Genomic DNA, 23,841 nt, shown 5'->3' on the forward strand with positions numbered 1-23,841 from the left:
CGATGCACGAACCCGCTTCGCGGGATGGTTGCTTGTGGTGAGGGTGATGTAGAACGACGGGCGTAGCGTCTGGTCCGAGAGAGGCAGACGATCGTGGCTCCTTCAACCGAGGAGTCGAACGATGAACGAGATTATTCCGATTGGGCCTGTCAGCCCGCTGCGCCAGCGGCTGATCGAAGATATGACCCTGCGCCGGTTCAGCCCGGAGACGCAGCGCAACTATCTGCGCGATGTCGGGCGGTTCGCGACCTGGCTGGGGCGCTCGCCCCACACCGCGACCGCCGAGGATGTCCGGCGGTTCCAGATCGAGCAGCGGGACGCCGGCATCCCGGCGCCGACCATGAACAGCATCGTGTCGGCGCTGCGGTTCTTCTTCACTCACACGCTCGACCGTCCCGAGCTTGCCCGTAAGCTGGTCCGCACCGCGCACGCCCGCAAGATCCCGGTGGTGTTGACGCAGAGCGAGGTGAAGCGGCTGCTCGATGCGACCACCTGCCTCAAGCACCAGGCCGCGTTGTCGGTCGCCTATGGCGCGGGTCTGCGCGTCGGCGAGGTCGCGGCGCTCAAGGTGCGCGATATCGACAGCAAGCGCATGCTGCTCAGGATCGAACGCGGCAAGGGCGGGCGCTATCGCAATGCCATGCTGCCCGAAGGGTTGCTCGTGCTGCTGCGCGACTGGTGGCGCGCGGGCCGGCAGCAGGGCGTGCTCCACGCCGATGGCTGGCTCTTCCCCGGTCGAGGCGCCATGCTGCCGATCAGCACACGGCAGCTCCACCGCGTCGTCGTCGAAGCCGCCGAGGCAGCCGACATCGCCAGGCGGGTCGGACCGCACACCCTGCGGCACAGTTTTGCGACCCACCTGCTCGAGGACGGGGTCGATATCCGCGTCATCCAGGTGCTGCTCGGCCACGCCAAGCTGGGCACCACCGCGTTCTACGCCCAGGTGGCGACCAAGACGATGCGGGCGGTGGTCAGCCCGCTCGATCGGCTCGCGCTCGCGGCACCGGACAAGAAGGCGCCAAGCGGCTGAGAGCCGGTGCGCGCCTCACTCGAGGTCGCCGATGTCTTGCGTGCCGCCGGGCCAGCTTATCGGGCTACCCATGCCGGGCATCTGAGCCTGCAGCAGCTCAAGGTCATGTCGGCGATCGAGCACTGCCGCACCGCCGCGCTGGGCGGGCATGTCGAGGCCTGCACCGACTGCGGGCACTGGCGGATCGCCTACAACTCCTGCCGCAACCGGCATTGCCCCAAGTGCCAGGGCGCCGCCGCACGGACCTGGCTCGCCGCGCGCGAGGCCGACCTGCTGCCGGTCGGTTACTTCCATGTCGTGTTCACGCTGCCCGCCGAGATCGCCGAGATCGCGTTCACCAACAAGGCGCTCCTCTACGACCTGCTGTTCAAGACCGCCTCGGAGACGATGCTGACCATCGCCGCCGATCCCAGGCATCTCGGCGCCCGGATCGGCATCACCGCCGTGCTTCACACCTGGGGTTCGGCCATGACCCACCATCCGCACATCCACATGATCGTGCCGGGAGGCGGCATCGCGCTGGACGGGGAGAGATGGATATCCTCCCGCCCGGCTTTCCTCCTTCCGGTGCGAGTGCTGGGTGCACTCTTCCGCCGCCTGTTCCTCACCCGGCTGCTGGCGCTGCACGATGCCGGTAAGCTCGCCTTCTTCAGCCAGCTGGCACCTCTTGCTGACCGGCGCGCGTTGCTGCGCCACCTGTCGCCAGTGCGCAAGAAGCGCTGGGTGGTCTATGCCAAGCCGCCGTTCGCCGGTCCCGAGGCAGTGCTCGCCTATCTGTCGCGCTACACCCACCGGATCGCCATCTCGAACAGCCGTCTCCTCCGGTTCGGCGAGAGCGGCGTCACGTTCCGCTACAAGGATTATCGCCGCTCCGCGCCAGACCGTCAGCAAGTGATGACGCTCAGCGCCGACGAGTTCATCCGCCGCTTCCTGCTGCACTGCCTGCCGCGCGGGTTCCACCGCATCCGCCACTACGGCCTGCTCGCCGCCAGCACCCGCAAAGCCCATCTCGAACGCGCCCGTCAGCTGCTAGCGATCGCACCGCCGGCGACGGACGAGCCCTCCATCGAACCGCCCGATCCGCGTCCGGCATGCCCTTGCTGCGGCGGGCGCATGGTCGTCATCGAGACGTTCCAGCGCTGCCACCTGCCGCGCGGTCCGCCATACCCGATCGTCCCATCCGGCATGCCCACGCCGTGATCCGGCACGGCCCGACACCCTCGCGCCCCGCCGCAGCCACGCTTCCGGCGACAAGGACGTCTGCATATCGTCCGTCCAAGAGCGGTCGTCCCATCGCCAAAATCGGACGGACGCGCTTCCCACGGCTGCTGTGTCTCCACAAAATCGGACAGGCTGCTCTCAGGCACGTCCGCTTATCGGCACCGTCAGCAGACGCCCGGACAAACCCGAAATCAAAATCCCCATAGCTCATCGCGTGCGGCCCGCGGGTTCGGGCACCGTCGACTTTCCGACGCCTCACGGCGTCCGAAACTCTAAACGTTTGCAGACGGTCAGGTTCTAGCTTGAATCAGTTTGAAAGCGGACGTTACGCCTAACCTAATTCTCCGGGTCTTCTCGCAATCGGACTTTCCTACACTATCGACCGCGCGCTATAGGTCGAACCGCTCTTTGAAATAATGCATCGCTCGCAAAAAAAGCCCCGCCTTCGCAGCGGGGCTTTCCTGTTTTCCGGGTGGCGCCTTTTCAAATTACCCGGCCCATATGCATGAAGTTGATCAACTTGCGCGGCGCGCAACTCAGCCGAGCTTCTCGGCCACCAGCGCGTTCAGATCCTTCTCGCTGCGCGCGCCGATGTGGCTGATGATCTCGCCAGCGCAGATAGCGCCCATGCGCAGGCAGGTCTCGAGGTTCTCCCCCCGGGTATGACCGGTAAGGAAGCCGGCAGCGAAGAGATCGCCTGCTCCGGTGGTGTCGACCACCTTGGCGATCGGTTCGGCGGGGACTTCGGCGCGCTCGCCATTGGCGATGGCTACTGCGCCCTTGGCGCTGCGGGTGGCGACGAGGGTGGGGACCTTGTCCTTCAGCGCGTCGAGACCAGCTTCGAAGTCGGTTTTGCCGGTCAACGTTGCCAGCTCGTGTTCGTTGACGAAGAGGATGTCGATCTTGCCCTCTTCGATCAGCGCGCGGAAATCGTCGCCGTGGCGCTCGATCACGAAGCTCTCGCTCGCGGTGAAGGCGACCTTGCGGCCAGCATCCCGCGACACGTCGATCGCGCGGCGCATGGCGCTGCGAGGCTCTTCGGGGTCCCAAAGATAGCCTTCGAGGTAGAGCACGCCCGCGCTGGCGATCAGCTCTTCATCGAGTGCGGCAGGCGGAAGGAATTGGGAAGCACCGAGGAAGGTGTTCATCGTCCGCTCGCCATCGGGCGTCACGAAGATCAGGCAGCGCGCAGTCGGCGGGTCGCCTTCGCGGGGCTGCGTGTCGAAATCGATTCCCACGGCGCGAATGTCGTGCGCGAAAATGTCGCCCAGCTGGTCTTTCGCGACCTGGCCGACGAAAGCGCATTGCGAACCCAGCGCCGCCATCCCGGCGAGTGTGTTCGCAGCCGATCCGCCTGAAATTTCCGTGGCGCGGCCCATCGCGTCGTAAAGCTCCTGCGCGCGCTCGGTATCGACCAGCGTCATCCCGCCCTTGGCAAGGCCGAGCTCTTCGATCAGTTCGTCTTCGCAGGGGGCCATCACATCGACGATGGCATTGCCGATCGCGACGACGTCGTAACGGGGGTCGGTCATGTATACTCCGGGAGGTAAGCGAAACGGGTAATGTGTCGGGCGCGGTTAGCGGTTCGTCGCACAAAGGCCAAGGGCGGCGTTGACTTGTCGGCGTGTACGGGCGATTCGAGCTTGCAAGATGACTTCGCTACCGCGCGCCCTTGCCCTGTCCTTCAGCCAGTTGGGCGATCCGGCGATCCTCAAGGTGCTAGGCAAGAGCCTGCTAATCACGCTGGCGATTTTCCTCTTGCTCGGTTGGGGCCTGAGCTTCGGATTCGAAGCGGCGCTGGAATGGGCCGGGCTTGAAGAGGGGAGCGATGCCGGAGCGCTGCTGGCCGTTCTCGCCACTCTGATCGGCGCGTGGCTGCTGTTCCGTTTCGTCGCCCTGTTCGTGCTGCAGTTCTTTGCGGAGGAAGTGGTCCGGGCGGTCGAGGCGAGGCATTATCCGGAAGCCGCGACCGCAGCACGGTCGCTCGGCTTTTACGAAGAGATGAGGAATGGCGTGCGCTCCACCCTGCGCGCCTTGCTCGTCAATCTCGTCGCGCTGCCGTTCGCGATCCTGCTGCTGGTGACCGGAATCGGAACCGCATTGCTGTTCTGGGCCGTAAACGCATTTCTGCTCGGTCGCGAGCTGCAGGACATGGTGTGGCTGCGGCATCGCAGGGATGTGGCCGAGATCGCACCTCTAGGCCGAGGCAGGCGCTTTCTGCTTGGCGGAGCAGTCGCGGCGCTACTCATGGTGCCGTTCCTCAATCTGCTCGCCCCGGTTCTTGGTGCAGCGAGCGCGACCCACCTTGTGCATCGCAGGAGAGCCACCCTTGCATAAGATCTTCGCCCTTGCGGCACTCTCCGCAAGCCTCGCAGGCTGCGTAAGCGCACCCAGGACCTATACACCGGCAGAACAGCGGCCCGTGACGAGTACTCGCCTACCTCCGCAACAGCCGGTGCGCCCTGCGCCTTCGACCGGTGCATTCATCGCGCCTAAGGTGATGAACCTGCCGGGTCTCGAGGGGGTTATCGGCCGGAACGCGACGGCACTCGCCAACATCTTCGGCCCGCCGAGGCTAGAGGTGAAGGAGGGCGACGCGATGAAGCTCCAGTTCAGCGGCAGCCCCTGTGTGCTTGATATCTATCTATATCCGCTGCGACCTGGAGCAGAACCCAGCGCCACACATGTAGATGCTCGGCGTGCAAGCGATGGCGAGGATGTGGACCGTGCGACCTGCGTGCGGGCTCTCCGGCGCTAGTCAGCTTCAGACCATGAAGCTTTCGCCGCACCCACAGGCACCCTTGGCGTTGGGGTTTTCGAAGACGAAGCCGGCGGAGAAATCATCCTCGACCCAGTCCATGATGCTTCCGATCAGGTAGAGCACGCTTGCCCCGTCGATGTAGAACACGCCGCCGGGAGTTTCGATCTTCTCGTCGAACTTGGCCTCTTCGGAAACATAATCGACCGAATAAGCCAGGCCCGAGCAGCCGCGGCGCGGCGTCGAGAGCTTGACGCCGATCGCATCCTCCGGCGCCTTGGACATCAGTTCGGCAATGCGTTCCTCTGCACGTGCCGTCAGGACGACAGCGGCCTTGGGTGCGGGGCGGGTGGTTGTTTCGACCATCAGAGCATCCCCAGTTCGAGACGGGCTTCGTCGGTCATCTTCTCGGGGCCCCAAGGCGGGTCCCAGACGAGATTGACTTCGGCATCGCGTACACCAGGTACGCTGGCGGCGCGCAGTTCGACTTCGCCGGGCATACTTTCGGCAACGGGGCAATGCGGCGTGGTCAGCGTCATGATGACGGTAACATCGCAATCGTCGTCTACTTCGACGCCGTAAATCAGGCCCAGATCGTAGATATTGACCGGAATTTCGGGATCGTAGATTTCCTTGAGCGCATCGACCACTGCCTGCTGCAGCTTGCCGCCCGCGCCCGAAGCACCTTCCTCTTCGGGTTTCTTGGCGAGGAAGCCTTCGAGATAATCGCGCTTGCGCTCAAGCTTCGCGCCTGCGGTCTCGTCGGGATCGACAGCGTCAGCAACGCGCGCCCGCGGGGGTTTGCCGACAATCGTATCGGCAGGCGAGGGGGCGGCGATGAAATCCTTGTCGTCGCTGGGTTTGTTCATCCGAAGATCCTCCGGGTCCTTTCGATTCCGCGCATCAGCGCGGCTATGTCATCTTCGTCGCTATAGAGGCCGAAACTGGCGCGGGTCGTGGCCGGAACGCCGAGGTGCTCCATCAAGGGCTGTGCGCAGTGATGTCCGGCGCGGATGGCGACGTGTTCTTCATCCAATATGGTGCCCAAATCGTGCGGGTGAACCCCATCGAGCGCAAAGGACACGATTCCGGCGCTTTCCTCAGGCCCGAACAGCGTCACGGCGTTCAGCTTGCGCAGCTCGGCGCGCAATTGTGCGGCAAGGGCCGCTTCATGTGCGAACAATCGATCCGGTCCGAACGCGTCGACATAATCGATGGCGGCATGCAGCGCGATTGCTTCGGTAATCATTGGCGTGCCCGCTTCGAAGCGCTGCGGCGGCGGGGCGTAGGTCGTGCCGTCGAATGCGACCTTCTCGATCATCGCGCCTCCTCCTTGGTAGGGGGGCATGTGGGCGAGAATATCCTCGCGAGCCCAAAGCACGCCGATACCGGTAGGGCCGTAAAGCTTGTGACCGGAGAAGACGTAGAAATCGCAATCCAGCGCGGCCATGTCGAGCTTCATGCGCGGGGCGGCCTGACATCCATCGAGCAGGATTTTCGCGCCGACCGAATGGGCGAGTTCGGCGGCCCTGCGCGCATCGAGCACCGAACCAAGTACGTTCGAAACATGTGCGAGCGCCACCAATTTGGTTCGCGGCGAGAGGAGAGCTTCCAGCCCGCCTAGATCGATCTGTCCATCAGCGGTCAGCGGGCAAACTTCGATTTCTGCTCCGGTGCGTTCGGCAAGCATTTGCCAGGGAACGATATTCGAATGATGTTCAAGCGTGGAAAGGATGATCCGATCGCCCTGACCGATGCGGGTCATGCCCCAGGCCGCGGCCACAAGGTTGATGGCTTCGGTCGCACCGCGCACGAACACGACCTCGTTCTCCGACCGCGCACCGATGAAATCGGCGACACGGCGGCGGGCTGCTTCGTAGCCAAGCGTCATCCGGGCCGAGCGACCATATACTCCGCGATGTACGGTCGCGTAGTCGCGGCCGAGCGCCCGGCTCATCGCGTCGACGACTACCTGCGGCTTCTGCGCCGATGCGGCGGTGTCGAGATAGTGCCAAGGCTTGCCAACTTCGGTGACAAGGCCGGGAAAATCCGCCTTCCGCGTAAGGGTGGCAGCTTCGCTCACAAGTGCTTGTCCAGCTTGTCCAGCGCGATCTGCATCAGCCGCTCATGCGTTTCCTCCTCATCGAGCCCCACCAGCGCATCGCCGATGAAGGCCTGGACCAGAAGGCGACGAGAAAGGTCGGGCGAAAGGCCGCGTGCTGCCATATAGAAGCGTGCGCTCTCGTCGAGTTGGCCCACGGTGGCGCCATGCGCGCACTTCACATCGTCGGCGAAGATTTCCAGCTGCGGCACGGCATTCACGCTCGCTCCCTTTTCGAGGAGCAGACCCTTGAAGTCCTGCGCCGCGTCGGTCTTCTGGGCGTTTCGCACCACGTCGATGCTGCCGAGGAAATTGCCGGTCCCCTTGCCCCAATGGACGCTGCGCACGGTCTGGTTGCTCGTTCCATCGGGTTCGGCATGGGTCACATGCGTAACGAATTCGCGGACGGTGTCGCGACCGCCGACGGTGATGCCGCCCATCTCGAAATGCGCGCCCCTGCCGAGCGTCACTTTCACTTCGACCCGGGCATATTCGCCCGAAGCAATGACGCCAAAAATCTCGCAGCGGGCATTCTCGCCGAGGTTCACACGCAACTGCACCAGTTCCGTTTCGCCAGAATCATCGTCGCTTATGACGATAAGTTCGCGCACTTTCTCGCCTGCCGCCACGTCGATCTGACGCCACGTTCCGAGATTGTCCGCGCGAAGCTTTTCCACCGCGGCATAGCGCCAGGCTTCATCCTTGCGGGTTGGTAGGTCGATCGTCCCGGTCATTCAGCTGCCCTCACGATAGCGATCCGGCGCCTGCCCTCGCGGTGGGCCTTCTCGATACACGGCTGAACCTCGTCCATCACTTCCTGCATCTGCGCCTTACGGTCTTCTACTGACACGTCGGAAGCCGCGATCGTGTCGAGTTCTTCCGCGCGGGGCGCGTAGCAGCCGATCATGGCACCGCAACGCAGCAGGTCGACGGCCTGATCGCCCGAACTCTGCTTCATGCGGCACGTCAGCTTGCCGTCTTCCTTCTTGTAGATTCCGCCCTGCCATTCATCGAAGACTTCATCAATGACAGCAGTTTCGCGCGCGACGTCTTCTTCGGTCGGGGTAGAAGTGGCCTCAGGAGCGCCCGATTGCGCGAGCAGGAGGGTGAGTGCAGCGATGATCATGCGGCCTCCATCACGGCGTCATAGCCTTCGCTTTCGAGTTGCTGCGCAAGTTCCGGTCCGCCGGTTCTGACGATCCTTCCCTTGCTGAGGATCGACACGCGATCGGGCCTCACCACTTCGAGCAGGCGCTGGTAATGGGTGATCAGCAGCACGCCCTTGTCGGGATTGCGCATGATTGCGTTGATTCCTTCGCCCACGACGCGCAATGCGTCGATGTCGAGACCACTGTCGGTTTCGTCGAGGACGGCAAAGGCGGGATCGAGAATGCCCATCTGGACCATCTCGGCGCGCTTCTTCTCTCCGCCGGAAAAGCCGACGTTCACGTGGCGCTTGAGCATGTCCATGTCGAGCTTGAGCAAAGCGGCCTTTTCCTTGGCCAGCTTGAGGAACTCGCCCCCCGTCAGCGGTTCTTCGCCGCGCGATTTCAGTTGTGAATTAAGCGCTTCACGAAGGAACTGAACATTCGAAACACCCGGGATTTCGACCGGATACTGGAAGCCAAGAAACAGGCCGGCGCCGGCGCGTTCGTGCGGCTCCATGTCGAGCAGGTCCTGCCCCCGAAAGGTGACTGATCCACCCGTCACCTCATATCCCGGTCGACCGCCCAGAACATAGGACAGCGTCGACTTGCCGGCGCCATTCGGGCCCATGATGGCATGGACCTCTCCGGCAGGGACTTCGAGACTTAGGCCGTCGAGGATTTGCGTGCCGCCGACTTCGGCGGTGAGATTGTCGATCTTAAGCATTGTCATTCCTGGTGTAGCGGGGCCGCGGCGCGCTGCTGCGCTGGTGCTCGCGGCGGGCCTGCTGCTTGTCGGCTATGCGGCTGCGCATGCCGAGGGTTATGCGTTCGAGAACCGCGTCGATATTCTCGAGAATTTCCTTGGCGGCGATCCGCATCACGCGGATGCCGACCGATTCAAGACTCTTGTCGCGGCGCCTGGCGAGAGCATCGTCCTGCCCGTCCTCGTCGATCATGATCGCCATGCCGAGATTGTGGCAGTTGAAATCGACGATCGCGCTGCCGACGACGGCGTGACGCTTGAAAGTGTATCGGCCCATGTCGGCCTTGGCGAAACGCTCTGCCAGCGCCTTGTGCGCTTCGGTCGAATAGCGGCGCATCTCGCGAGCCTGTTCGTGCAGGGCGTCGAGCCGCTTCTCCGAGATTTCCCACCCGCGGCCCTTCTTCTTGATCGAAGGGGCCTCGTCGGCGGTCTCGGACGGATCGCGAAGCTGGAGGGTCTTGCGGTCAGTCATTGGACGAAGGATCCTACCGAAGTCCAAACCACCGAGAGTGGCAGGTAGATGAAAATAACGATGCCGATCGCCTTCAGCATGATGTCAAACCAGAACATGCGCGGCTGAACCTCGCGATTGGTCCAGTAGCCTAAGACATAGCTGCGGCCCGTGCGCAGCTCCACGCTAATCCTATAAGCCAGAAATGCGGCTACCGCGGCGGGGAAACCAATCAAGAAAAGCATCGACAAGAGTCCGAGCATCACCCCACACTCCCCTCAAGCGAAATCGCCAGCAGTTTCTGCGCCTCGACGGCAAACTCCATCGGTAACTGCTTCATCACGTCCTTGGCAAAGCCGTTGACGATCAGCGCAATCGCCTCTTCCTCGTCCAGCCCGCGCTGCATGGCGTAGAAGAGCTGGTCGTCGCTGATCTTGCTGGTGGTCGCCTCGTGCTCGATCTGGGCCGAGGGGTTCTTCACCTCGATATAGGGCACCGTATGCGCGCCGCACTGGTCGCCGATCAGCAGGCTGTCGCATTCGGTGCGGTTGCGAACGCCGTCGGCATTGGCCGCAACGCGCACCAGTCCGCGATAGGTGTTGTTGCTCTTGCCTGCCGAAATGCCCTTGGAGATGATCGTCGAGCGGCTGCCCTTGCCGTTGTGGATCATCTTCGTGCCGGTATCGGCCTGCTGGTAATTGTTGGTCACCGCGACCGAGTAGAACTCGCCCACGCTGTTTTCGCCATTGAGTACGCAGCTGGGGTATTTCCACGTCACGGCGCTGCCAGTTTCGACCTGCGTCCAGCTGATCTTGCTCCGCGCGCCCTGGCACAGCCCGCGCTTGGTGACGAAATTGTAGATCCCGCCCTTGCCCTCGGCATTGCCGGGGTACCAGTTCTGGACGGTCGAATACTTGATCTCCGCGTCCTCCATCGCGACCAGTTCGACCACGGCGGCGTGGAGCTGGTTTTCATCGCGCATGGGCGCGGTGCAGCCCTCGAGATAGCTGACATAGCTGCCCTTTTCGGCAATGATCAGCGTGCGTTCGAACTGCCCGGTATTCTCCGCATTGATGCGGAAATAGGTGCTGAGCTCCATCGGGCAGCGCACACCTTCCGGGATGTAGACGAAGGTGCCGTCCGAAAAGACCGCGCAGTTGAGCGTGGCGAAATAATTGTCCTTCTGCGGCACGACCTTGCCGAGCCACTTCTTCACCAGATCGGGATATTCCTTGATCGCTTCGCTAATCGAAAGGAAAATGACGCCTGCCTTCTTCAACTCCTCGCGGAAGCTGGTGGCGACGCTGACACTATCGAACACGGCATCGACCGCGACCTTCTTGGCGCCCTTCACGCCCGCCAGGACTTCCTGCTCTCCAAGCGGGATGCCAAGCTTGTCGTAGACCCGCTTGATCTCGGGATCGAGTTCGTCGAGCGACTCTAGTTCCACCTTCTTCTTCGGCGCGGCGTAATAATAGGCATCCTGGTAATCGATTGCCGGATAGCCGAGCTTCGCCCAGTTGGGCTCGTCCATTTCCTGCCAGATGCGGAAAGCCTTGAGACGCCAGTCGAGCATCCATTCGGGCTCGCCTTTCTTGGCCGAGATGAAGCGAACCGTGTCCTCGTTCAGGCCCTTCTCGGCGAATTCGGTCTCGATGTCCGACGACCAGCCATGCTCGTATTCCGCAGCCTTCGCAGCGGCTTCCTTCGCTTCGCGGTCCTGGATGTCCACCTGTTCGTTCACGCTACTTCCTTTTCCTGCGCCAGTTGCGTCAGCGGGATACCCGCCAGCGCACCGCGCAGAGCTTCGTTGACCATCGGCCAGTGCGGCCTGATGCGACATTCGTGTTCCACCACGCATTCGGCACCTTCGATGCAGGCAGTGAGTGCGATCGGCCCCTCTACCGCCTCGACAATATCGGCAAGGCTGATCGCGGCGGCCGGGCGAGCCAGTTGCAGCCCGCCACCAGCGCCGCGCACCGACCGTAGCAGCCCTGCGCCAACCAACTTGCTCACCAGTTTCTGTACTGTAGGGGCCGGAAGCCCGGTTTCGGCTGCAAGATCCGACGCACTAACCCTGCCCCCACCGCAATGGCGGGCTGCCTGGCTCATCGTGACGACGGCATAATCTGCAAGGTTCGAAAGGCGCATAGTTTCAAATCGGACGAATTCGCTCCGATTAACCAGCTATGGGCCGAACCTTCAAAATTCAACGTAAAACCGCCAATTGCGAGTCGTTAGCAATTGGCGAAATTTGGGAAAGCGAGCTTTAGCTCTTTCCGAGGACCTCGTCCTGATTGCCGCCGAACAGGTCGACCGAGCCATAGCCCGGTTCGCCCAAAGTCTCTTTGACGACAGAATTCTCATTCGGCAGCAGGCGTTTCGGCGTCCGGCCGGTGAAGTGGCGTATTTCCTTGATCATGTGCGCCTGATCGTAAAACGCATCGCGAATCTCCGCCTCGAGTTGCGGGGGAAGGTCCGGCATGGCAAGCAAGGTTGCTGTCCGGATTGCGCGGTACCGCCGGATGAGCCGAACCGGCGGCTGACCGAAAAATCGTGTGACCAGTCGCTGCACCTGCCGCTCGGAATAGGGCAGGATATCATAGAGAGCGGCAATCTCTGGCTTGAAGGAAGACGAAAGCCAGTCAAGTGTCCGATCGATGACCTGCCTATGCCGTTCCGAAAGTGGCGAAAGCCCGTCGCGGACGATAGAGGCTAGCTCTTCGAGTGCCATCTGATCGGTAAGCGCTCCGGACCGAATGCCAGGCGCGATAGAATGAAGCCGTTCGGCCAGCGACTCGTCGAGTGCCTCTCGGGCTGATAGGGCGCGATCGCTGTATTCATCGACCGGAAGCCCGGTCAGCGCGGTCCAGCCGCGGAAATTGAGCGAAACCCCCATCATCACGGTATGCGGTTCGATCTCGAACCGGTGCGCCTGTGTGAAGGGGCACTGGAAGAAGGCGGGGAGGGCCTTGGCGGTAGTTCCATCGGCAAAATACATGGTGCCGCTGCCCTGCAGCAAAATGACGAGCTGCCCCGAGTAGGCAGGCATCATGTCTTCGACCGTCGAACCGCCCGACCGCAAGATGTAGAGCGAGTTAAGATAAGATGCGATGTCATCGGGCGATTTGACCCATTCGAAAGCGTAATTTTCCTCCCCCTCGTGCCCCTGTGCCATCTGCCCCGGTCCCCGCTTCAGCCCGCAGACCGCTCTTGCGCGATCCAGCTATCGACATTCTCTTCCATGATCGAGAGTGGCACCGGGCCGCTGGTGAGAATTACATCGTGGAAAGCGCGGATGTCGAAGTCTTCGCCCAGGGCGGTTCGGGCGCGATCGCGCAGTTCCATGATCTTCAGCTTGCCGATCATGTAGGCCGTAGCTTGCCCGGGATAGACGACGTAGCGCTCGATCGCCTTCCGGATATCGCCATCGGGATTGGGCGTGTTCTCGGTCAGATAGGCAATCGCTTCTTCCCTGCTCCAGCGCTTGTGATGGATACCGGTATCGACCACCAACCTGGCGGCGCGCCACAGCTCCATGCCCAGCCGTCCGAAATCGGAATAGGGATCGGTATAGAAACCCATGTCCTTGCCCAGTTCCTCGGTATAGAGACCCCAGCCCTCGCTATAGGCCGTCACTCCGCCGAAACGCCGGAACGGAGGCACATCGCCCAGTTGTGTCTGGATCGAAAGCTGCAGGTGATGACCCGGAAGACCTTCGTGATAGGCGAGGGCCTCGAGCTCGTTCTTCGACATGTCGTTCAGGTTGTAGAGGTTCACGTAATAGGTGCCTGGCCGCGAGCCATCGGGGGCGGGGCGCTGGTAGAATGCCTTGCCTGCGCTCTTCTCGCGGAACGCTTCCACCGGCTTGATGACCAGCGGGTCGGTGGGAAGCGTGTTGAAGTATTCCGGCAGCCTGGCCTCCATCGCATCGAGCTTCGCCTCTGCATCGGCCAGATAGGCTTCGCGGCTGTCGTAGAAGAAGCGGTCGTCGGTACGCGTGTACTGGAAGAAATCCTGCAGGCTGCCCTCGAAGCCGACCTGCTCCATGATTGCGCGCATTTCGCCGTGGATCCGGTCCACCTCGCGTAAACCGATATTGTGGATCTGGTCGGCGGTCAGGTCGGTGGTCGTGTAGTTGGCCAGCAGCGCCTCGTAATAGTCAGCGCCTTCGGGGAAGCGCCAGATGCCGTCATCGGTCGGGGCGATGGCCTGCTGGCGCTTCATCTCGGCGAGAAGACGCTGGTAGGCAGGGCGGGCGCTGCCATTCCATGCGGCTTCCGCCGCGGTGATCATTGCCGTCCTACCGTCAAGCTCTGCAACCTTCGAACGGAAATCTTCGAGAATCGCGTTGTCGTTTCCGGCGGCGAGCAGGTTCTCGATATCGGAGATAACGTAGGGGTATACCCAGTCGGGCGGCATGATGCCTGCTTCCGCCCGATCGCGCGATTGTTCTGTCAAAGTGTCCAGTCCCGGACCGATGCCCTCGATCCTGCTGACATAGGCTTCCGCATCAGAAGCATTCGTGACGCGGTGAATATTGATGAGGAAAGCCGGCAGCTGGCTTTGCGCACCGTTCATCTGGTCGAAGATATAGTCATAGTCGCGATAGGGGAATCGCGCCGCGCTGCGCTCGGCCATGGCATTGAACAGGCGGTAGCTCAGGGCATCTTCTTCCGAGAGCCCCGCCAAATCGAAGCTGGCGCGCATCCTTGCGGCGGTCGACTGCAACAACTCCTCTTCGCGCACTTCGGCCGCTTCCGAGAAATCTCCCCATTCCCCGTAATCCTCGTCCCGAATGCCGCGATAGGCCTTGCTCAATGGCGACAGTTCGAGTGACGCCTGATCATATTCCTCGAAGAGCGCTGCAAGCGATTCACTCTCGGCTTGCGACACCGTCGGTGCTTCAGCGGCATCGGCGGGCATATTCTGCGTTGTAGCGCAGGCCGATAGCGCCAGCGCCGACACACTCGAAGCGAAAAACTTGCTGAAAAGTCGCATATTTACCCTCACACATTATCTTTGGACGACGTCCAAGCATGTCGGCGGTCAGCAGTAAATAGTATAAATTCGACAACTGCCGCCCGATTGCGTGCGCATTGGGTAAAAAAAGGGCGGCCCCAAGGGAGCCGCCCTTTATAGGTGAGAACTCGTTGCATCGCTGCTTCGAGCCCTTCGGGTCGCAAAAATGGTGATACCGATTCTACGTTACAATTGATTGTATGCACGCGACATGGTTGTGCCGAGAAATGCATTTTGGCGGAATTTTACAATAGCGTCCCGCCGCAGGACAATCGGCGCGCTCGACACTGTCCCAGGCTTGGGTCATAGGCCCGCCATGCTGTTCGATCTCGCACGCCCCGCGCTGTTCGCCCTGGATCCCGAGACCGCTCATAGGCTGACATTGGCCGCCCTCAAGGTTGCACCGCTTGTTGCGGAAAAGGACAGGACTGCGCTCGAAACCGAAGTTGCGGGCATCCGCTTTCCCAACCCGCTTGGAATGGCTGCTGGGTTCGACAAGGACGGGGAGGTTCCGGACAAGCTCCTCGCGCTGGGTTTCGGTTTCGCCGAGGTCGGTTCGATCACCCCGCGCCCGCAGGCAGGCAACCCTAAGCCCCGACTTTTCCGGCTGGTCGAGGATCGCGCAGTCATCAACCGCATGGGGTTCAACAATGGCGGTTCAGAGGCTGCCGCTCGCCGTCTTGCGAGGCGCGCCGCCAAGCCGGGCGTGCTCGGCATCAACATCGGTGCGAACAAGGACAGCACGGATCGCATTGCCGATTATGCGGAAATGACGCGGGTCATGGCCCCGCTCGCCACTTACCTCGCAGTCAACATTTCCAGTCCGAACACACCGGGTCTGCGTGCCTTGCAGGACGAAAACGCGCTCATCGACCTGCTCGATGCGGTCTTCGAAGCCCGTGGGCCTGACGGACCGCCTGTATTCCTCAAGGTCGCACCCGATCTCGAAACCGCCGACATCGATGCCATCGCAAGGATAGCAGTCGACAAGAGACTCGGGGCGCTGATCGTCTCCAATACAACCATTTCGCGACCGGCTCTGCAGTCGACCCATGCCAATGAGGCAGGCGGCCTGTCCGGTGCTCCTCTTCATGATTTGGCGCTCCAGCGACTGCGCGATTTCCGGAAGGCGACTGGAGGCGAAATGCCGCTCGTGGGCGTGGGCGGAATTGTATCGGCGGAGCAGGCCTGGGTCCGCATCCGGGCGGGCGCCAGCCTTGTCCAGCTCTACAGCGCCATGGTCTACGAAGGTCCGGGTCTGCCGCGCAAGATTACAAGCAGTCTGGAGCGCCTGATGCGGCGCGACGGCTTTTCATCGATTGCGGAGGCGGTAGGAAGCGAATAGCGACACGCGTCATGTTTCGTATTACCGCCATACCACTCGCCGCGCTGTTCCTTTCTGCCTGCGCTACCGTACCCGCACAAACCGGCCCCTCTGCCTTTTCTGGTGCTGTCAGTGCTGCCGATCCGCGCGCGCAGGCTGCAGGAGAGGAGATACTGACCAAGGGCGGCAGTGCCACCGACGCGGCAATTGCGGTGATGCTGGCCCTTAATGTCGTCGAGCCCCAGAGTTCGGGCATCGGAGGCGGAGGCTTCCTTGTGCGGGGAGAGGCGGATGGCGACGTTACGACCTACGATGGACGGGAAACTGCCCCAGCCGGTGCGACACCGGACTGGTTTCTTGACGAAGAAGGAGGTGTGCCTCCCTTCATGGTTTCGGCCTTGAGCGGATTGAGCGTGGGCGTTCCGGGAAATATCGCACTCGCCGCCAAGGCGCATGACGCGCATGGCAAACTCGCATGGCCGGAGCTGTTCGCCCCCGCTATCCGCTTGGCGCGCGAGGGCTTCCTCATCAATCCTCGACTGAACAACTCGCTCTCCAGCGCAAAGAACCGCGCGGCCTTCGGCGAAACCGGACGGGCACTCTTTTTCGACGCTTCCGGCGAGCCGCTCTCCGTGGGCACCCGCGTGCGCAACGAGGAGCTGGCTCGCACTCTCGAGCGAATTGCCAACGAAGGTCCGGAGAGTTTCTATTCGGGTAAATTGGCACAGGAGCTGGCAGCCACGGTTGCTGCTGCAACCCCTCGCCCGGGAGCGATGACCCGCGGCGACATCTCCGCTTACAAGGCCAAGCAGCGCGATGCCGTGTGTACTCCATACCGCGAGTATCGGATCTGCTCGATGGGCCCGCCGACCTCCGGCGGAGTGGCGGTGCAGCAGATACTCGGACAGTTGGAACGTTTCGATCTTGCCGCACTCGGCGCGGACAATCCGGTGACATGGCACCTCTTCCTCGAGTCCCAGCGCCTCGCTTATGCCGATCGCGAACTCTATCTCGCCGACAGCGACTTTGTGCAGGTTCCGGTCGAAGGTTTGATCGCCGAGGATTACTTGGCGCAGCGCAGCATGCTGATGTCGAAAGACCGGTCGATGGCCACCGCAGAAGCCGGGCAGCCGCGCGGTGCCTCGATGACACTGGCCGACGGCGACGAGCCAGAGGAGAAGGGCACCTCGCATCTCGCCGTAGTCGACCGCGACGGGACTATGGTCAGCTACACTTCGACGATCGAAGGTGCCTTCGGCTCTGGGCTGATGGTTGGCGGGTTCTATCTCAACAATGAGCTCACCGATTTCAGCCGTTCGCCTGAAGTCGGCGGGAAGCCTGTCGCCAACCGGGTCGAGGGCGGAAAGCGCCCGCGCAGTTCGATGTCTCCGACGGTGGTTTACGATCCGCAAGGAGATCCATTCATGGTCGTCGGTGCGGCTGGAGGCAGCACCATCCCCGTGCAGACCGCGCGTAGCATTATCGCCGCGATCGACTTCGGGCTGGATGCCGAGGCGTCATTAGGCCTCCCTTTCACCATGGCCTTTGGAGACCAGATTTTGCTCGAGGAAGGCACCTGGCTCGAAGAAGCAGCCGAGGCCTTCCGCTCCCTCGGACACGCCGAGTTGCTGGTTCGCCCGGCCCCGGTCAAGGGCGGCGCTCTGCTGTATCGGCAGGGGCAATGGCAAAGCGCGCGCGATCCGCGTCTCGCGAGCCAGTTGGAAATGCCTTGAGGAGGCGGAGGCCTCTCTTGCCGTAGCGGCAGCGGGAGCTTAAGCATCCGCGCTCAGTTGGTCGCACAACAAAAACATAATCTTGAGGAGCCTGCCGTGCTGTCGGACATCGATTCCGCCAACAACCTTGTCGAACTCTTCCTGAAGCGCGGTGACGAACGGCCCGACCGCGCCTTCCTCGGCGCGAAGCGTGACGGAGCGTGGCAGACGCTTAGTTGGAGGGAAGCAGCCGAACAGGTTTGTCTGCTGGCGGAAAACCTCCGTACGCTAGGGCTCCAGGCGGGCGACCGGGTGTGCCTCGTTTCCGAGAACCGCCCCGAATGGTGCATCGCCGATCTCGCGATCATGGCAGCGGGCTGCATTACCGTTCCTGCCTATGTCACCAATACCGAACGCGATCATGTTCACATCCTCGACAATTCAGGTGCGAAGGCAGTCATTGTCTCGGACCAGAAGCTCTTGGGCCCCTTGCACGGCGCGCTGCAGGCAACCGGCATTGCCGATCATGTGATCGGCATCGAAGATCTCCACCGGCAGCAAGCGGGGAGCTTCAGCTTTTACGACTGGTCGAGAATGCTCGAAGGCGATGCTGTGACCGCGCGCAAGGCCGTCGAGGATCGTATTGCCAAGATCGGTCGCGGTGACACCGCCTGCATCATCTACACAAGCGGGACTGGCGGCGCGCCCCGCGGCGTGATGCAGCATCACGGGGCGATTCTCTGCAATATCGCGGGCGCGGCCGAAATCCTGATCGAGGATTTCGGTATCGACGACGAAGAGCGCTTTCTCTCCTTCCTTCCTGCCAGTCACGCCTACGAACATACTGGCGGACAATTCCTGCCGATCAGCGTGGGCGCTCAGATCTATTATTCCGAAGGCCTCGAAAAGCTGGCTAGCAATATCGAGGAAACCAAGCCGACCATCATGGTCGTCGTTCCGCGCCTGTTTGAAGTCTTGCGAACGCGTATCATGAAGCAGGTGACGAAGCAGGGCGGCCTAGCCGAGAAGTTGATGATGACCGCGCTGGAAGTCGGTGAACGACGGGCGCAGGGCAATCCGAAGTTCGGGGACGGGATCAAGGATGCGATCGTCGGCCGGCTGCTGAAACCGAAGATCCGCCAGCGCTTCGGCGGACGCATCAAGGCTATGGTTTCGGGCGGTGCGCCGCTCAACCCCGAAGTCGGCATCTTCTTCGAAGCGATGGGACTGACCATGTTGCAAGGCTATGGCCAGACCGAAGCGGGACCAGTAGTCGCCTGCAATCGGCCAAGCGCCGGAATCGCCATGCATTCGGTCGGTCCGGCCATGCGCGGAGTCGAGGTCCGGATTGCGGAGGACGGCGAAATTCTCTGCCGCGGCGAACTGGTGATGCATGGGTATTGGCAGAACCAGGCGGAGACCGAGCGCACGATCAAGGATGGCTGGCTGCATACCGGCGACATCGGACATCTCGACGAGAAGAACCGCATCGTCATCACCGACCGCAAGAAGGACATGATCGTCAACGACAAGGGCGACAACATCGCCCCGCAAAAGGTCGAAGGTATGCTGACGCTGCAGCCCGAAATCGGTCAGGCAATGGTCGCCGGTGACAAGCGCCCCTATATCGTGGGCCTGATCGTGCCCGATGCCGAATGGTCACTCGAATGGGCACGCGAGAACGACAAGAAGTTCGACATGGCAATGCTGCAGGATGATCCCGAATTCCGCAGTGCGGTGCGAAAGGCGGTCGACCGGGTGAACAAGGACCTGTCGGTGATCGAAAAGGTCCGCCAGTTCACATTTGCCGACGAAGGATTCACTATCGAGAACGAGGAAATGACCCCTTCAATGAAAATCCGCCGCCACAAGATCAAGGCCCGCTATGGGGTGCGGTTGGATGGGCTTTATCGCAGCTAACCATGCGAAATGTTAGAATAATAATCGCCGCCCCGCTCCTTCTTGGGAGTTGCGAAACCGTCCAACATGTTAGTGAGACGCTGCCCTCGGCACTCGAAGCGGGCTGGCAAGGCGAGCGTGTCTGCACACTCCAGCACCAAGCCGAAACCCACCGGGTGCTTCGTTGCACCTTCCCGCCTGGCGTGGGGCATGAACGCCATTACCACCCTCGTCACTATGGATATGCATTGAGTGGTGGCACTATGCGGCTGACCAGCGCAAGCGGGACGCGCACCGTGACACTCGCGGAACGATCGGACTATTCAAGCGATGGCGTGGATTGGCACGAGGTGGTTAATGTTGGCGAGACCACCGTGGTCTATCTGATTGTGGAAGAGTTATAAGTAGACGAGCGGCAAAAGCTACTTTTGCTGAATGCGCTTTCTAAAATGTCCAAGCTGTCCGCTCATTGCTTTGAACGCATTGGTGAGATCGGTTGCAAAATGTTCGGCTTCTTTTTCCCGTACAGCCCAACGGGTGAAACTAGCCACGTTGCTGCGGTAAGAATTGACGTCGAGCAACAACAGCCAATCACCGTTTTGCTCATGAGCGAGTGGGCCCACTCCGTGTGCCAAGAATTGGCGCTTGGGTTCAATAATCTGCCATGCGTTGAGTGCATTGGAGAAAGCTTTGAGCTGCTTGCTCGTGCCTTCAACTTCTTCTGACAGAACGATGAGGTCTGCGAGTTGCTGGCCTGCAAGGTGCCGGATTTTTGCGACGCGCCCTGCCTCCTTGGCCACCTCGAGGGATTTGGATACTGCAGCCTCGAACCGAGCAAAATAATTTAGGCAGTGCCCACGCCATTCATCCGGCGAGAATCGTGCAGCCGACATCAGACAAAGCCGACGCTAGGCAGCCACTTCCTCGATAAATTCTGGAAAGAAGCTCGGCGCGCGGTCACTCCACCCGGGGGCCGTCGCTGCGGCTTCACTCAATGACTGCAGCAACATCTTTCGGCGTTCGGGGCGAATCTGCGGCAGCGCGGCGGCGGCACAGAAGGCGCTGGGTAGCCACGGACGTGCATCGGGACCAAGCAAGCGCTCGTATAGGAAGCGGAATGCCGAGAAACACTCGATCCGTTCCTGTGCGAGATCGAAGGCAGCGACGCGGGTGATCTTCCCGATGAAGCTTTCGATGGCATCGAAGCCCGATTCGTGCGGGATCGCACCGCGTAGCGCCTTTAGCTCCTGATAGGCGACATACTGGCTACGGATCGCTGCGGTTTCGCCCTGAGTACGGCCCCAGATGCGAAATGCATCGCAACGGCTCAGGCCGATATCCAGACTTCGGCGGATGTAGCGCTGCTCGGCGGCGGTGAAGCCGGCAAATTCGCGCATCTCGGCAATGGTCAGCGACGCTGCATTGGTAACGGCCATGATTCGACTCCCTGTCGAATCGAAGTGTCCGCCAATATGGTTAATTTTCTGTGCGGGGTCAGATCAGCCCCGCCAGGGGGCTCGAAGGATCGGCGTATCTGCGGCGGCCCATACGGCCAGCGAGATAGGCCTCCCGGCCCGCCTCTACGGCAAGCTTCATGGCGCGCGCCATCCGGATCGGGTCCTTGGCTTCGGCAATCGCGGTATTCATCAGCACCCCGTCGCAGCCCAGTTCCATGGCTACTGCTGCGTCCGAGGCGGTACCTACTCCTGCATCGACCAGCACGGGGACATTTGCGCCTTCGACGATGAGACGGATCGTGACCTGGTTCTGGATACCAAGACCCGAGCCAATCGGTGCACCCAAGGGCATGACCGCTACCGCACCCGCTTCCTCAAGCTGCTTGGCAGCTATTGGATCGTCTACGCAGTAGACCATCGGATGGAAGCCTTCCTTGGCCAGCACCTCGGTGGCCTTCAGCGTCTCGCGCATATCGGGATAAAGCGTCTTCGCCTCGCCTAGAACTTCGAGCTTCACGAGGTCCCACCCGCCTGCTTCTCGCGCGAGGCGCAGCGTGCGAATTGCCTCGTCTGCAGTGAAGCAACCTGCGGTATTGGGGAGATAGGTGACCTTCTCCGGATCGATATGATCTGTCAGCATAGGCGCGCTCGGATCGCTCACATTGACACGGCGGACAGCCACGGTGACGATTTCGGCCCCGCTGGCCTCGAGTGCGGCAGCGTTCTGTTCGAAATCCTTGTACTTGCCCGTTCCGACTATCAGGCGGGAATGGAAGGTATGTCCGGCGACACTCCAGCTATCGTCGGCCTGTCCCCCGCCGACGAAGTGCACGATCTCGAGCACGTCGCCATCGGCAACCTTGTGTTCGGAGAGCTCGCTGCGCGGAGCGATGGTGCCATTGTGCTCCACCGCGACCTTGGCGGGGTCGAGATCCAGTTCGCGCACGAGATCGGAGATGGTAGATGCGGCGGTGCGGCGGGTTTCGCCATTAACGGTCAGGCTTATCATAGCCCGCGTCACTTAGTCCCCGCAGCGCTCCTTGCAAGCCGCAGAGTGGCAGTGACGAAGGTTGAGGATGTGACCGAGCGAGACGAGGCCGACCCCGATGATCGTCAGGATCGCCTCTTTGTAACCATGCGGAACGGCAAGAGCGCCGCCCATGAAGGTCAGACCGGTCATCGCGATGACGAAGGGCATGGCCATCCGATGACGCAATGCACCCCAACCGATCGCAACGGCAGCAACCAGCGTTGCCACGACCAGGCCCCAACGGTGAATATCGGGCGCGAAGAAGAGTTCCCCCCCGATGCCGAGTCCGGAAACCAGCACGATACTGGCAAGGCAATGCAGCGCACACAGACCGGAGAGCCCGATACCGATACGATCGAGCCGCTGCCGAATCGGATTGATGGCGCGTTGCAACATGTCATGGCAGATATGTGATAGTATCACCTGTTACAAGAGCCAGTTTCCTATCGGGACGTATTTCGTCGCTTGCCCGGGCCGCTACGTCGATTGAGGCATTTGCACTTGCGCAAACCCGCCGTGGCGGCGAACACGCACGCCATGACCGATGATACATCGCGTGCCCGTCCCGGCCTGCTTGCCAACTGGTTGTTCATCGTTGCCGCCCTAGTGGTGGCAATCGTCACGGTCGGCGGCATAACCCGCCTGACCGAAAGCGGGCTGTCCATCACCGAATGGAAACCGCTTCTGGGTGCATTGCCGCCCCTTAGTCAGGCAGACTGGCAGGCCGAATTCGAACTTTACCAGCGCATTCCAGAGTACCAGCAGATCAACGGGCCTGCGGGAATGGACCTGGAGTCCTTCAAGTCGATATACTGGTGGGAATGGATTCACCGACAGCTGGGCCGCCTTATCGGTCTCGCGCTGGTTGTGCCGCTCGCGATCTTTGCGGTGCGCAAGGTAATCCCCCAAGGCTACTTCTGGCGGCTTTTCGCACTCGCAGCACTGGTGGGTTTGCAGGGAAGTTTCGGTTGGTGGATGGTGGCTTCCGGTCTCGAGACGCGGACGGACGTGAGCCATTTCCGCTTGGCCATACATCTATGTACTGCGCTGATACTGCTCGGCGGGCTGATCTGGACTGCGCTGGATCTGCGTACACTGGCATTGCGTCATCACCGTCCGGCACGCCTGCAACCGGTTGCGATATGGACGGGCATCATCCTTTTTGTCCAACTGGTGCTCGGTGCTTGGGTGGCGGGCCTCAACGCCGGGCTCGCCTCGGATAGCTGGCCACTGATGCAAGAACAGCTCGTTCCCGAGTTCGACCGCTCGAATGGGCTCTTCTGGGCGCTTACGAACGACCCGTTCCTGATTCACTGGATGCACCGCTGGTGGGCCTGGGTGGCGGTGGCTGCGCTCGTTCTCATGGCTCGAAAGGTAAAGCCGCTCGACCGGCGTGCATCGATTGCAATCCATTCGGCCTTCGGCATCCAGATCATCCTTGGCATAGCTACCGTAATGACCGGCGTGGATTTCTATCTGGCTGTCTTGCATCAACTCGTCGGTGCACTGCTGGTGGCAGCCTATGCGTGGGGAGCCCATGTGCTGGGGCGAGCAGGATGAGCGCCCTTATCTACTGTCCCTTCCCGGATGCCGAGAGCGCCCGCAATGTCGGTGAGCAGTTGCTGGACGAAGGCCTGATCGGCTGCATCAATATCGGCGGGCCGATCCAGTCGTTCTTCGCCTGGGGCGGAGAAAGAGGCGAGGGCGAGGAATGTCCCGCACTCCTGAAGACCGACGCACAGTTGTTGGAACTGGCAATCTCTCGACTTGAGGAACTGCATCCCTACGACTCGCCTGCCGTACTCGGCTGGCCCTGTGTCGCAGGGAAGGCGACTGAAAGCTGGCTCCGAACTCTCGGCGGCGGTGGAAGTGTCCGGCACTGATTCCACGCCCTAATAGGGTGACGTATTATTTTACCCCACGCG

At 61.5% G+C, this 23,841-nt stretch carries 27 protein-coding genes; 10 read left to right on the forward strand and 17 right to left on the reverse strand.

The window, feature by feature from the left end:
* The first annotated feature begins 121 nt into the window (after positions 1–121).
* Both GRI69_RS06735 and GRI69_RS06740 read left to right on the forward strand, forming a co-directional pair.
* A complete protein-coding gene (locus GRI69_RS06735; RefSeq protein ID WP_160726971.1) occupies positions 122–1,030 on the forward strand; it encodes a tyrosine-type recombinase/integrase in 909 nt (302 codons plus the stop codon).
* Positions 1,031–1,036: 6 nt separating this feature from the next.
* Entirely contained in the window at positions 1,037–2,230 is a 1,194-nt protein-coding gene (locus tag GRI69_RS06740; protein WP_160726970.1) for an IS91 family transposase, read from the forward strand.
* Positions 2,231–2,787: 557 nt separating this feature from the next.
* Here GRI69_RS06740 and GRI69_RS06745 read toward each other — a convergent pair.
* Positions 2,788–3,783 (reverse strand): adenosine kinase, encoded by a 996-nt coding sequence (locus GRI69_RS06745; RefSeq protein ID WP_160727514.1) that lies wholly within the window; start codon positions 3,781–3,783, stop codon positions 2,788–2,790.
* 118 nt (positions 3,784–3,901) lie between these two features.
* Between GRI69_RS06745 and GRI69_RS06750 the strand changes: the two genes are divergently transcribed.
* On the forward strand, positions 3,902–4,588 hold the full coding sequence (locus tag GRI69_RS06750; RefSeq protein ID WP_160727515.1) for an EI24 domain-containing protein: 687 nt from the start codon (positions 3,902–3,904) through the stop codon (positions 4,586–4,588).
* Positions 4,581–5,009: a hypothetical protein gene (locus GRI69_RS06755; protein ID WP_160727516.1), complete on the forward strand. Its 429-nt coding sequence runs from the start codon at positions 4,581–4,583 to the stop codon at positions 5,007–5,009. Before GRI69_RS06750 ends, GRI69_RS06755 begins: the two co-directional genes overlap by 8 nt.
* A 6-nt stretch (positions 5,010–5,015) precedes the next feature.
* On the opposite strand, the gene GRI69_RS06760 is transcribed toward GRI69_RS06755, so the two are convergent.
* The 12 genes from GRI69_RS06760 to GRI69_RS06815 all read right to left on the reverse strand — a co-directional run bounded on the left by GRI69_RS06760 (position 5,016) and on the right by GRI69_RS06815 (position 14,473).
* A complete protein-coding gene (locus tag GRI69_RS06760) occupies positions 5,016–5,375 on the reverse strand; it encodes a HesB/IscA family protein (protein ID WP_160727517.1) in 360 nt (119 codons plus the stop codon).
* Positions 5,375–5,878 carry an SUF system Fe-S cluster assembly protein gene (locus GRI69_RS06765; protein WP_202391899.1) on the reverse strand — a complete coding sequence of 168 codons (504 nt, stop codon included), beginning with the start codon at positions 5,876–5,878 and terminating at the stop codon, positions 5,375–5,377. Before GRI69_RS06765 ends, GRI69_RS06760 begins: the two co-directional genes overlap by 1 nt.
* The gene (locus GRI69_RS06770) at positions 5,875–7,092 is read right to left on the reverse strand and encodes a SufS family cysteine desulfurase (RefSeq protein WP_160727518.1); all 1,218 of its coding nucleotides are present in this window, start codon (positions 7,090–7,092) and stop codon (positions 5,875–5,877) included. The genes GRI69_RS06765 and GRI69_RS06770 overlap by 4 nt, the downstream gene beginning before the upstream one ends.
* On the reverse strand, positions 7,089–7,844 hold the full coding sequence (locus GRI69_RS06775) for a SufD family Fe-S cluster assembly protein (RefSeq protein WP_160727519.1): 756 nt from the start codon (positions 7,842–7,844) through the stop codon (positions 7,089–7,091). Before GRI69_RS06775 ends, GRI69_RS06770 begins: the two co-directional genes overlap by 4 nt.
* Positions 7,841–8,236 (reverse strand): hypothetical protein, encoded by a 396-nt coding sequence (locus GRI69_RS06780; protein WP_160727520.1) that lies wholly within the window; start codon positions 8,234–8,236, stop codon positions 7,841–7,843. Before GRI69_RS06780 ends, GRI69_RS06775 begins: the two co-directional genes overlap by 4 nt.
* The gene (gene sufC / locus GRI69_RS06785) at positions 8,233–8,982 is read right to left on the reverse strand and encodes a Fe-S cluster assembly ATPase SufC (protein ID WP_202391900.1); all 750 of its coding nucleotides are present in this window, start codon (positions 8,980–8,982) and stop codon (positions 8,233–8,235) included. Before sufC ends, GRI69_RS06780 begins: the two co-directional genes overlap by 4 nt.
* Entirely contained in the window at positions 8,975–9,493 is a 519-nt protein-coding gene (locus GRI69_RS06790; protein ID WP_160727522.1) for an endonuclease domain-containing protein, read from the reverse strand. The genes sufC and GRI69_RS06790 overlap by 8 nt, the downstream gene beginning before the upstream one ends.
* Positions 9,490–9,738, reverse strand: a complete 249-nt coding sequence (locus tag GRI69_RS06795; RefSeq protein WP_160727523.1) for a hypothetical protein — start codon at positions 9,736–9,738, stop codon at positions 9,490–9,492. The genes GRI69_RS06790 and GRI69_RS06795 overlap by 4 nt, the downstream gene beginning before the upstream one ends.
* Positions 9,735–11,216 carry a Fe-S cluster assembly protein SufB gene (sufB, locus tag GRI69_RS06800; protein ID WP_160727524.1) on the reverse strand — a complete coding sequence of 494 codons (1,482 nt, stop codon included), beginning with the start codon at positions 11,214–11,216 and terminating at the stop codon, positions 9,735–9,737. Before sufB ends, GRI69_RS06795 begins: the two co-directional genes overlap by 4 nt.
* Complete coding sequence (locus GRI69_RS06805) at positions 11,213–11,623, reverse strand: RrF2 family transcriptional regulator (protein ID WP_160727525.1); 411 nt, start codon at positions 11,621–11,623, stop codon at positions 11,213–11,215. The genes sufB and GRI69_RS06805 overlap by 4 nt, the downstream gene beginning before the upstream one ends.
* A 118-nt stretch (positions 11,624–11,741) precedes the next feature.
* The gene (locus GRI69_RS06810; RefSeq protein WP_160727526.1) at positions 11,742–12,650 is read right to left on the reverse strand and encodes an AraC family transcriptional regulator; all 909 of its coding nucleotides are present in this window, start codon (positions 12,648–12,650) and stop codon (positions 11,742–11,744) included.
* A gap of 17 nt (positions 12,651–12,667) precedes the next feature.
* Positions 12,668–14,473, reverse strand: a complete 1,806-nt coding sequence (locus GRI69_RS06815; protein ID WP_160727527.1) for a DUF885 domain-containing protein — start codon at positions 14,471–14,473, stop codon at positions 12,668–12,670.
* Between the two features lie 337 nt (positions 14,474–14,810).
* Between GRI69_RS06815 and GRI69_RS06820 the strand changes: the two genes are divergently transcribed.
* The 4 genes from GRI69_RS06820 to GRI69_RS06835 all read left to right on the forward strand — a co-directional run bounded on the left by GRI69_RS06820 (position 14,811) and on the right by GRI69_RS06835 (position 19,833).
* Complete coding sequence (locus GRI69_RS06820; protein WP_160727528.1) at positions 14,811–15,839, forward strand: quinone-dependent dihydroorotate dehydrogenase; 1,029 nt, start codon at positions 14,811–14,813, stop codon at positions 15,837–15,839.
* 11 nt (positions 15,840–15,850) lie between these two features.
* A complete protein-coding gene (ggt, locus tag GRI69_RS06825) occupies positions 15,851–17,551 on the forward strand; it encodes a gamma-glutamyltransferase (RefSeq protein WP_160727529.1) in 1,701 nt (566 codons plus the stop codon).
* Between the two features lie 96 nt (positions 17,552–17,647).
* Positions 17,648–19,450: an AMP-binding protein gene (locus GRI69_RS06830; RefSeq protein ID WP_160727530.1), complete on the forward strand. Its 1,803-nt coding sequence runs from the start codon at positions 17,648–17,650 to the stop codon at positions 19,448–19,450.
* Between the two features lie 2 nt (positions 19,451–19,452).
* Positions 19,453–19,833: a cupin domain-containing protein gene (locus GRI69_RS06835; RefSeq protein WP_160727531.1), complete on the forward strand. Its 381-nt coding sequence runs from the start codon at positions 19,453–19,455 to the stop codon at positions 19,831–19,833.
* 18 nt (positions 19,834–19,851) lie between these two features.
* Here the strand turns inward: GRI69_RS06835 and GRI69_RS06840 are convergent, their stop codons facing one another.
* From GRI69_RS06840 to GRI69_RS06855, 4 genes are read right to left on the reverse strand one after another with little or no spacing between them, the layout of a single operon-like run.
* The gene (locus GRI69_RS06840; RefSeq protein ID WP_160727532.1) at positions 19,852–20,322 is read right to left on the reverse strand and encodes a hypothetical protein; all 471 of its coding nucleotides are present in this window, start codon (positions 20,320–20,322) and stop codon (positions 19,852–19,854) included.
* 15 nt (positions 20,323–20,337) lie between these two features.
* On the reverse strand, positions 20,338–20,865 hold the full coding sequence (locus tag GRI69_RS06845) for a hypothetical protein (RefSeq protein ID WP_160727533.1): 528 nt from the start codon (positions 20,863–20,865) through the stop codon (positions 20,338–20,340).
* Positions 20,866–20,923: 58 nt separating this feature from the next.
* Complete coding sequence (thiS, locus tag GRI69_RS06850) at positions 20,924–21,895, reverse strand: sulfur carrier protein ThiS (RefSeq protein ID WP_160727534.1); 972 nt, start codon at positions 21,893–21,895, stop codon at positions 20,924–20,926.
* Between the two features lie 12 nt (positions 21,896–21,907).
* Positions 21,908–22,312, reverse strand: coding sequence for a MerC domain-containing protein (locus GRI69_RS06855; protein WP_160727535.1), 405 nt, complete (start codon positions 22,310–22,312; stop codon positions 21,908–21,910).
* A 141-nt stretch (positions 22,313–22,453) separates the two neighbouring features.
* Here GRI69_RS06855 and GRI69_RS06860 point away from each other — a divergent pair, with 141 nt between their 5' ends.
* Together GRI69_RS06860 and cutA are read left to right on the forward strand one after the other, a co-directional pair.
* Positions 22,454–23,476 (forward strand): COX15/CtaA family protein, encoded by a 1,023-nt coding sequence (locus GRI69_RS06860; RefSeq protein WP_160727536.1) that lies wholly within the window; start codon positions 22,454–22,456, stop codon positions 23,474–23,476.
* Entirely contained in the window at positions 23,473–23,799 is a 327-nt protein-coding gene (gene cutA, locus GRI69_RS06865) for a divalent-cation tolerance protein CutA (RefSeq protein WP_160727537.1), read from the forward strand. The genes GRI69_RS06860 and cutA overlap by 4 nt, the downstream gene beginning before the upstream one ends.
* The last annotated feature ends 42 nt before the right edge of the window (positions 23,800–23,841 follow it).

Source organism: Qipengyuania vulgaris (genome assembly GCF_009827325.1).
In the GTDB taxonomy this organism is placed as follows: Bacteria; Pseudomonadota; Alphaproteobacteria; order Sphingomonadales; family Sphingomonadaceae; genus Qipengyuania; species Qipengyuania vulgaris.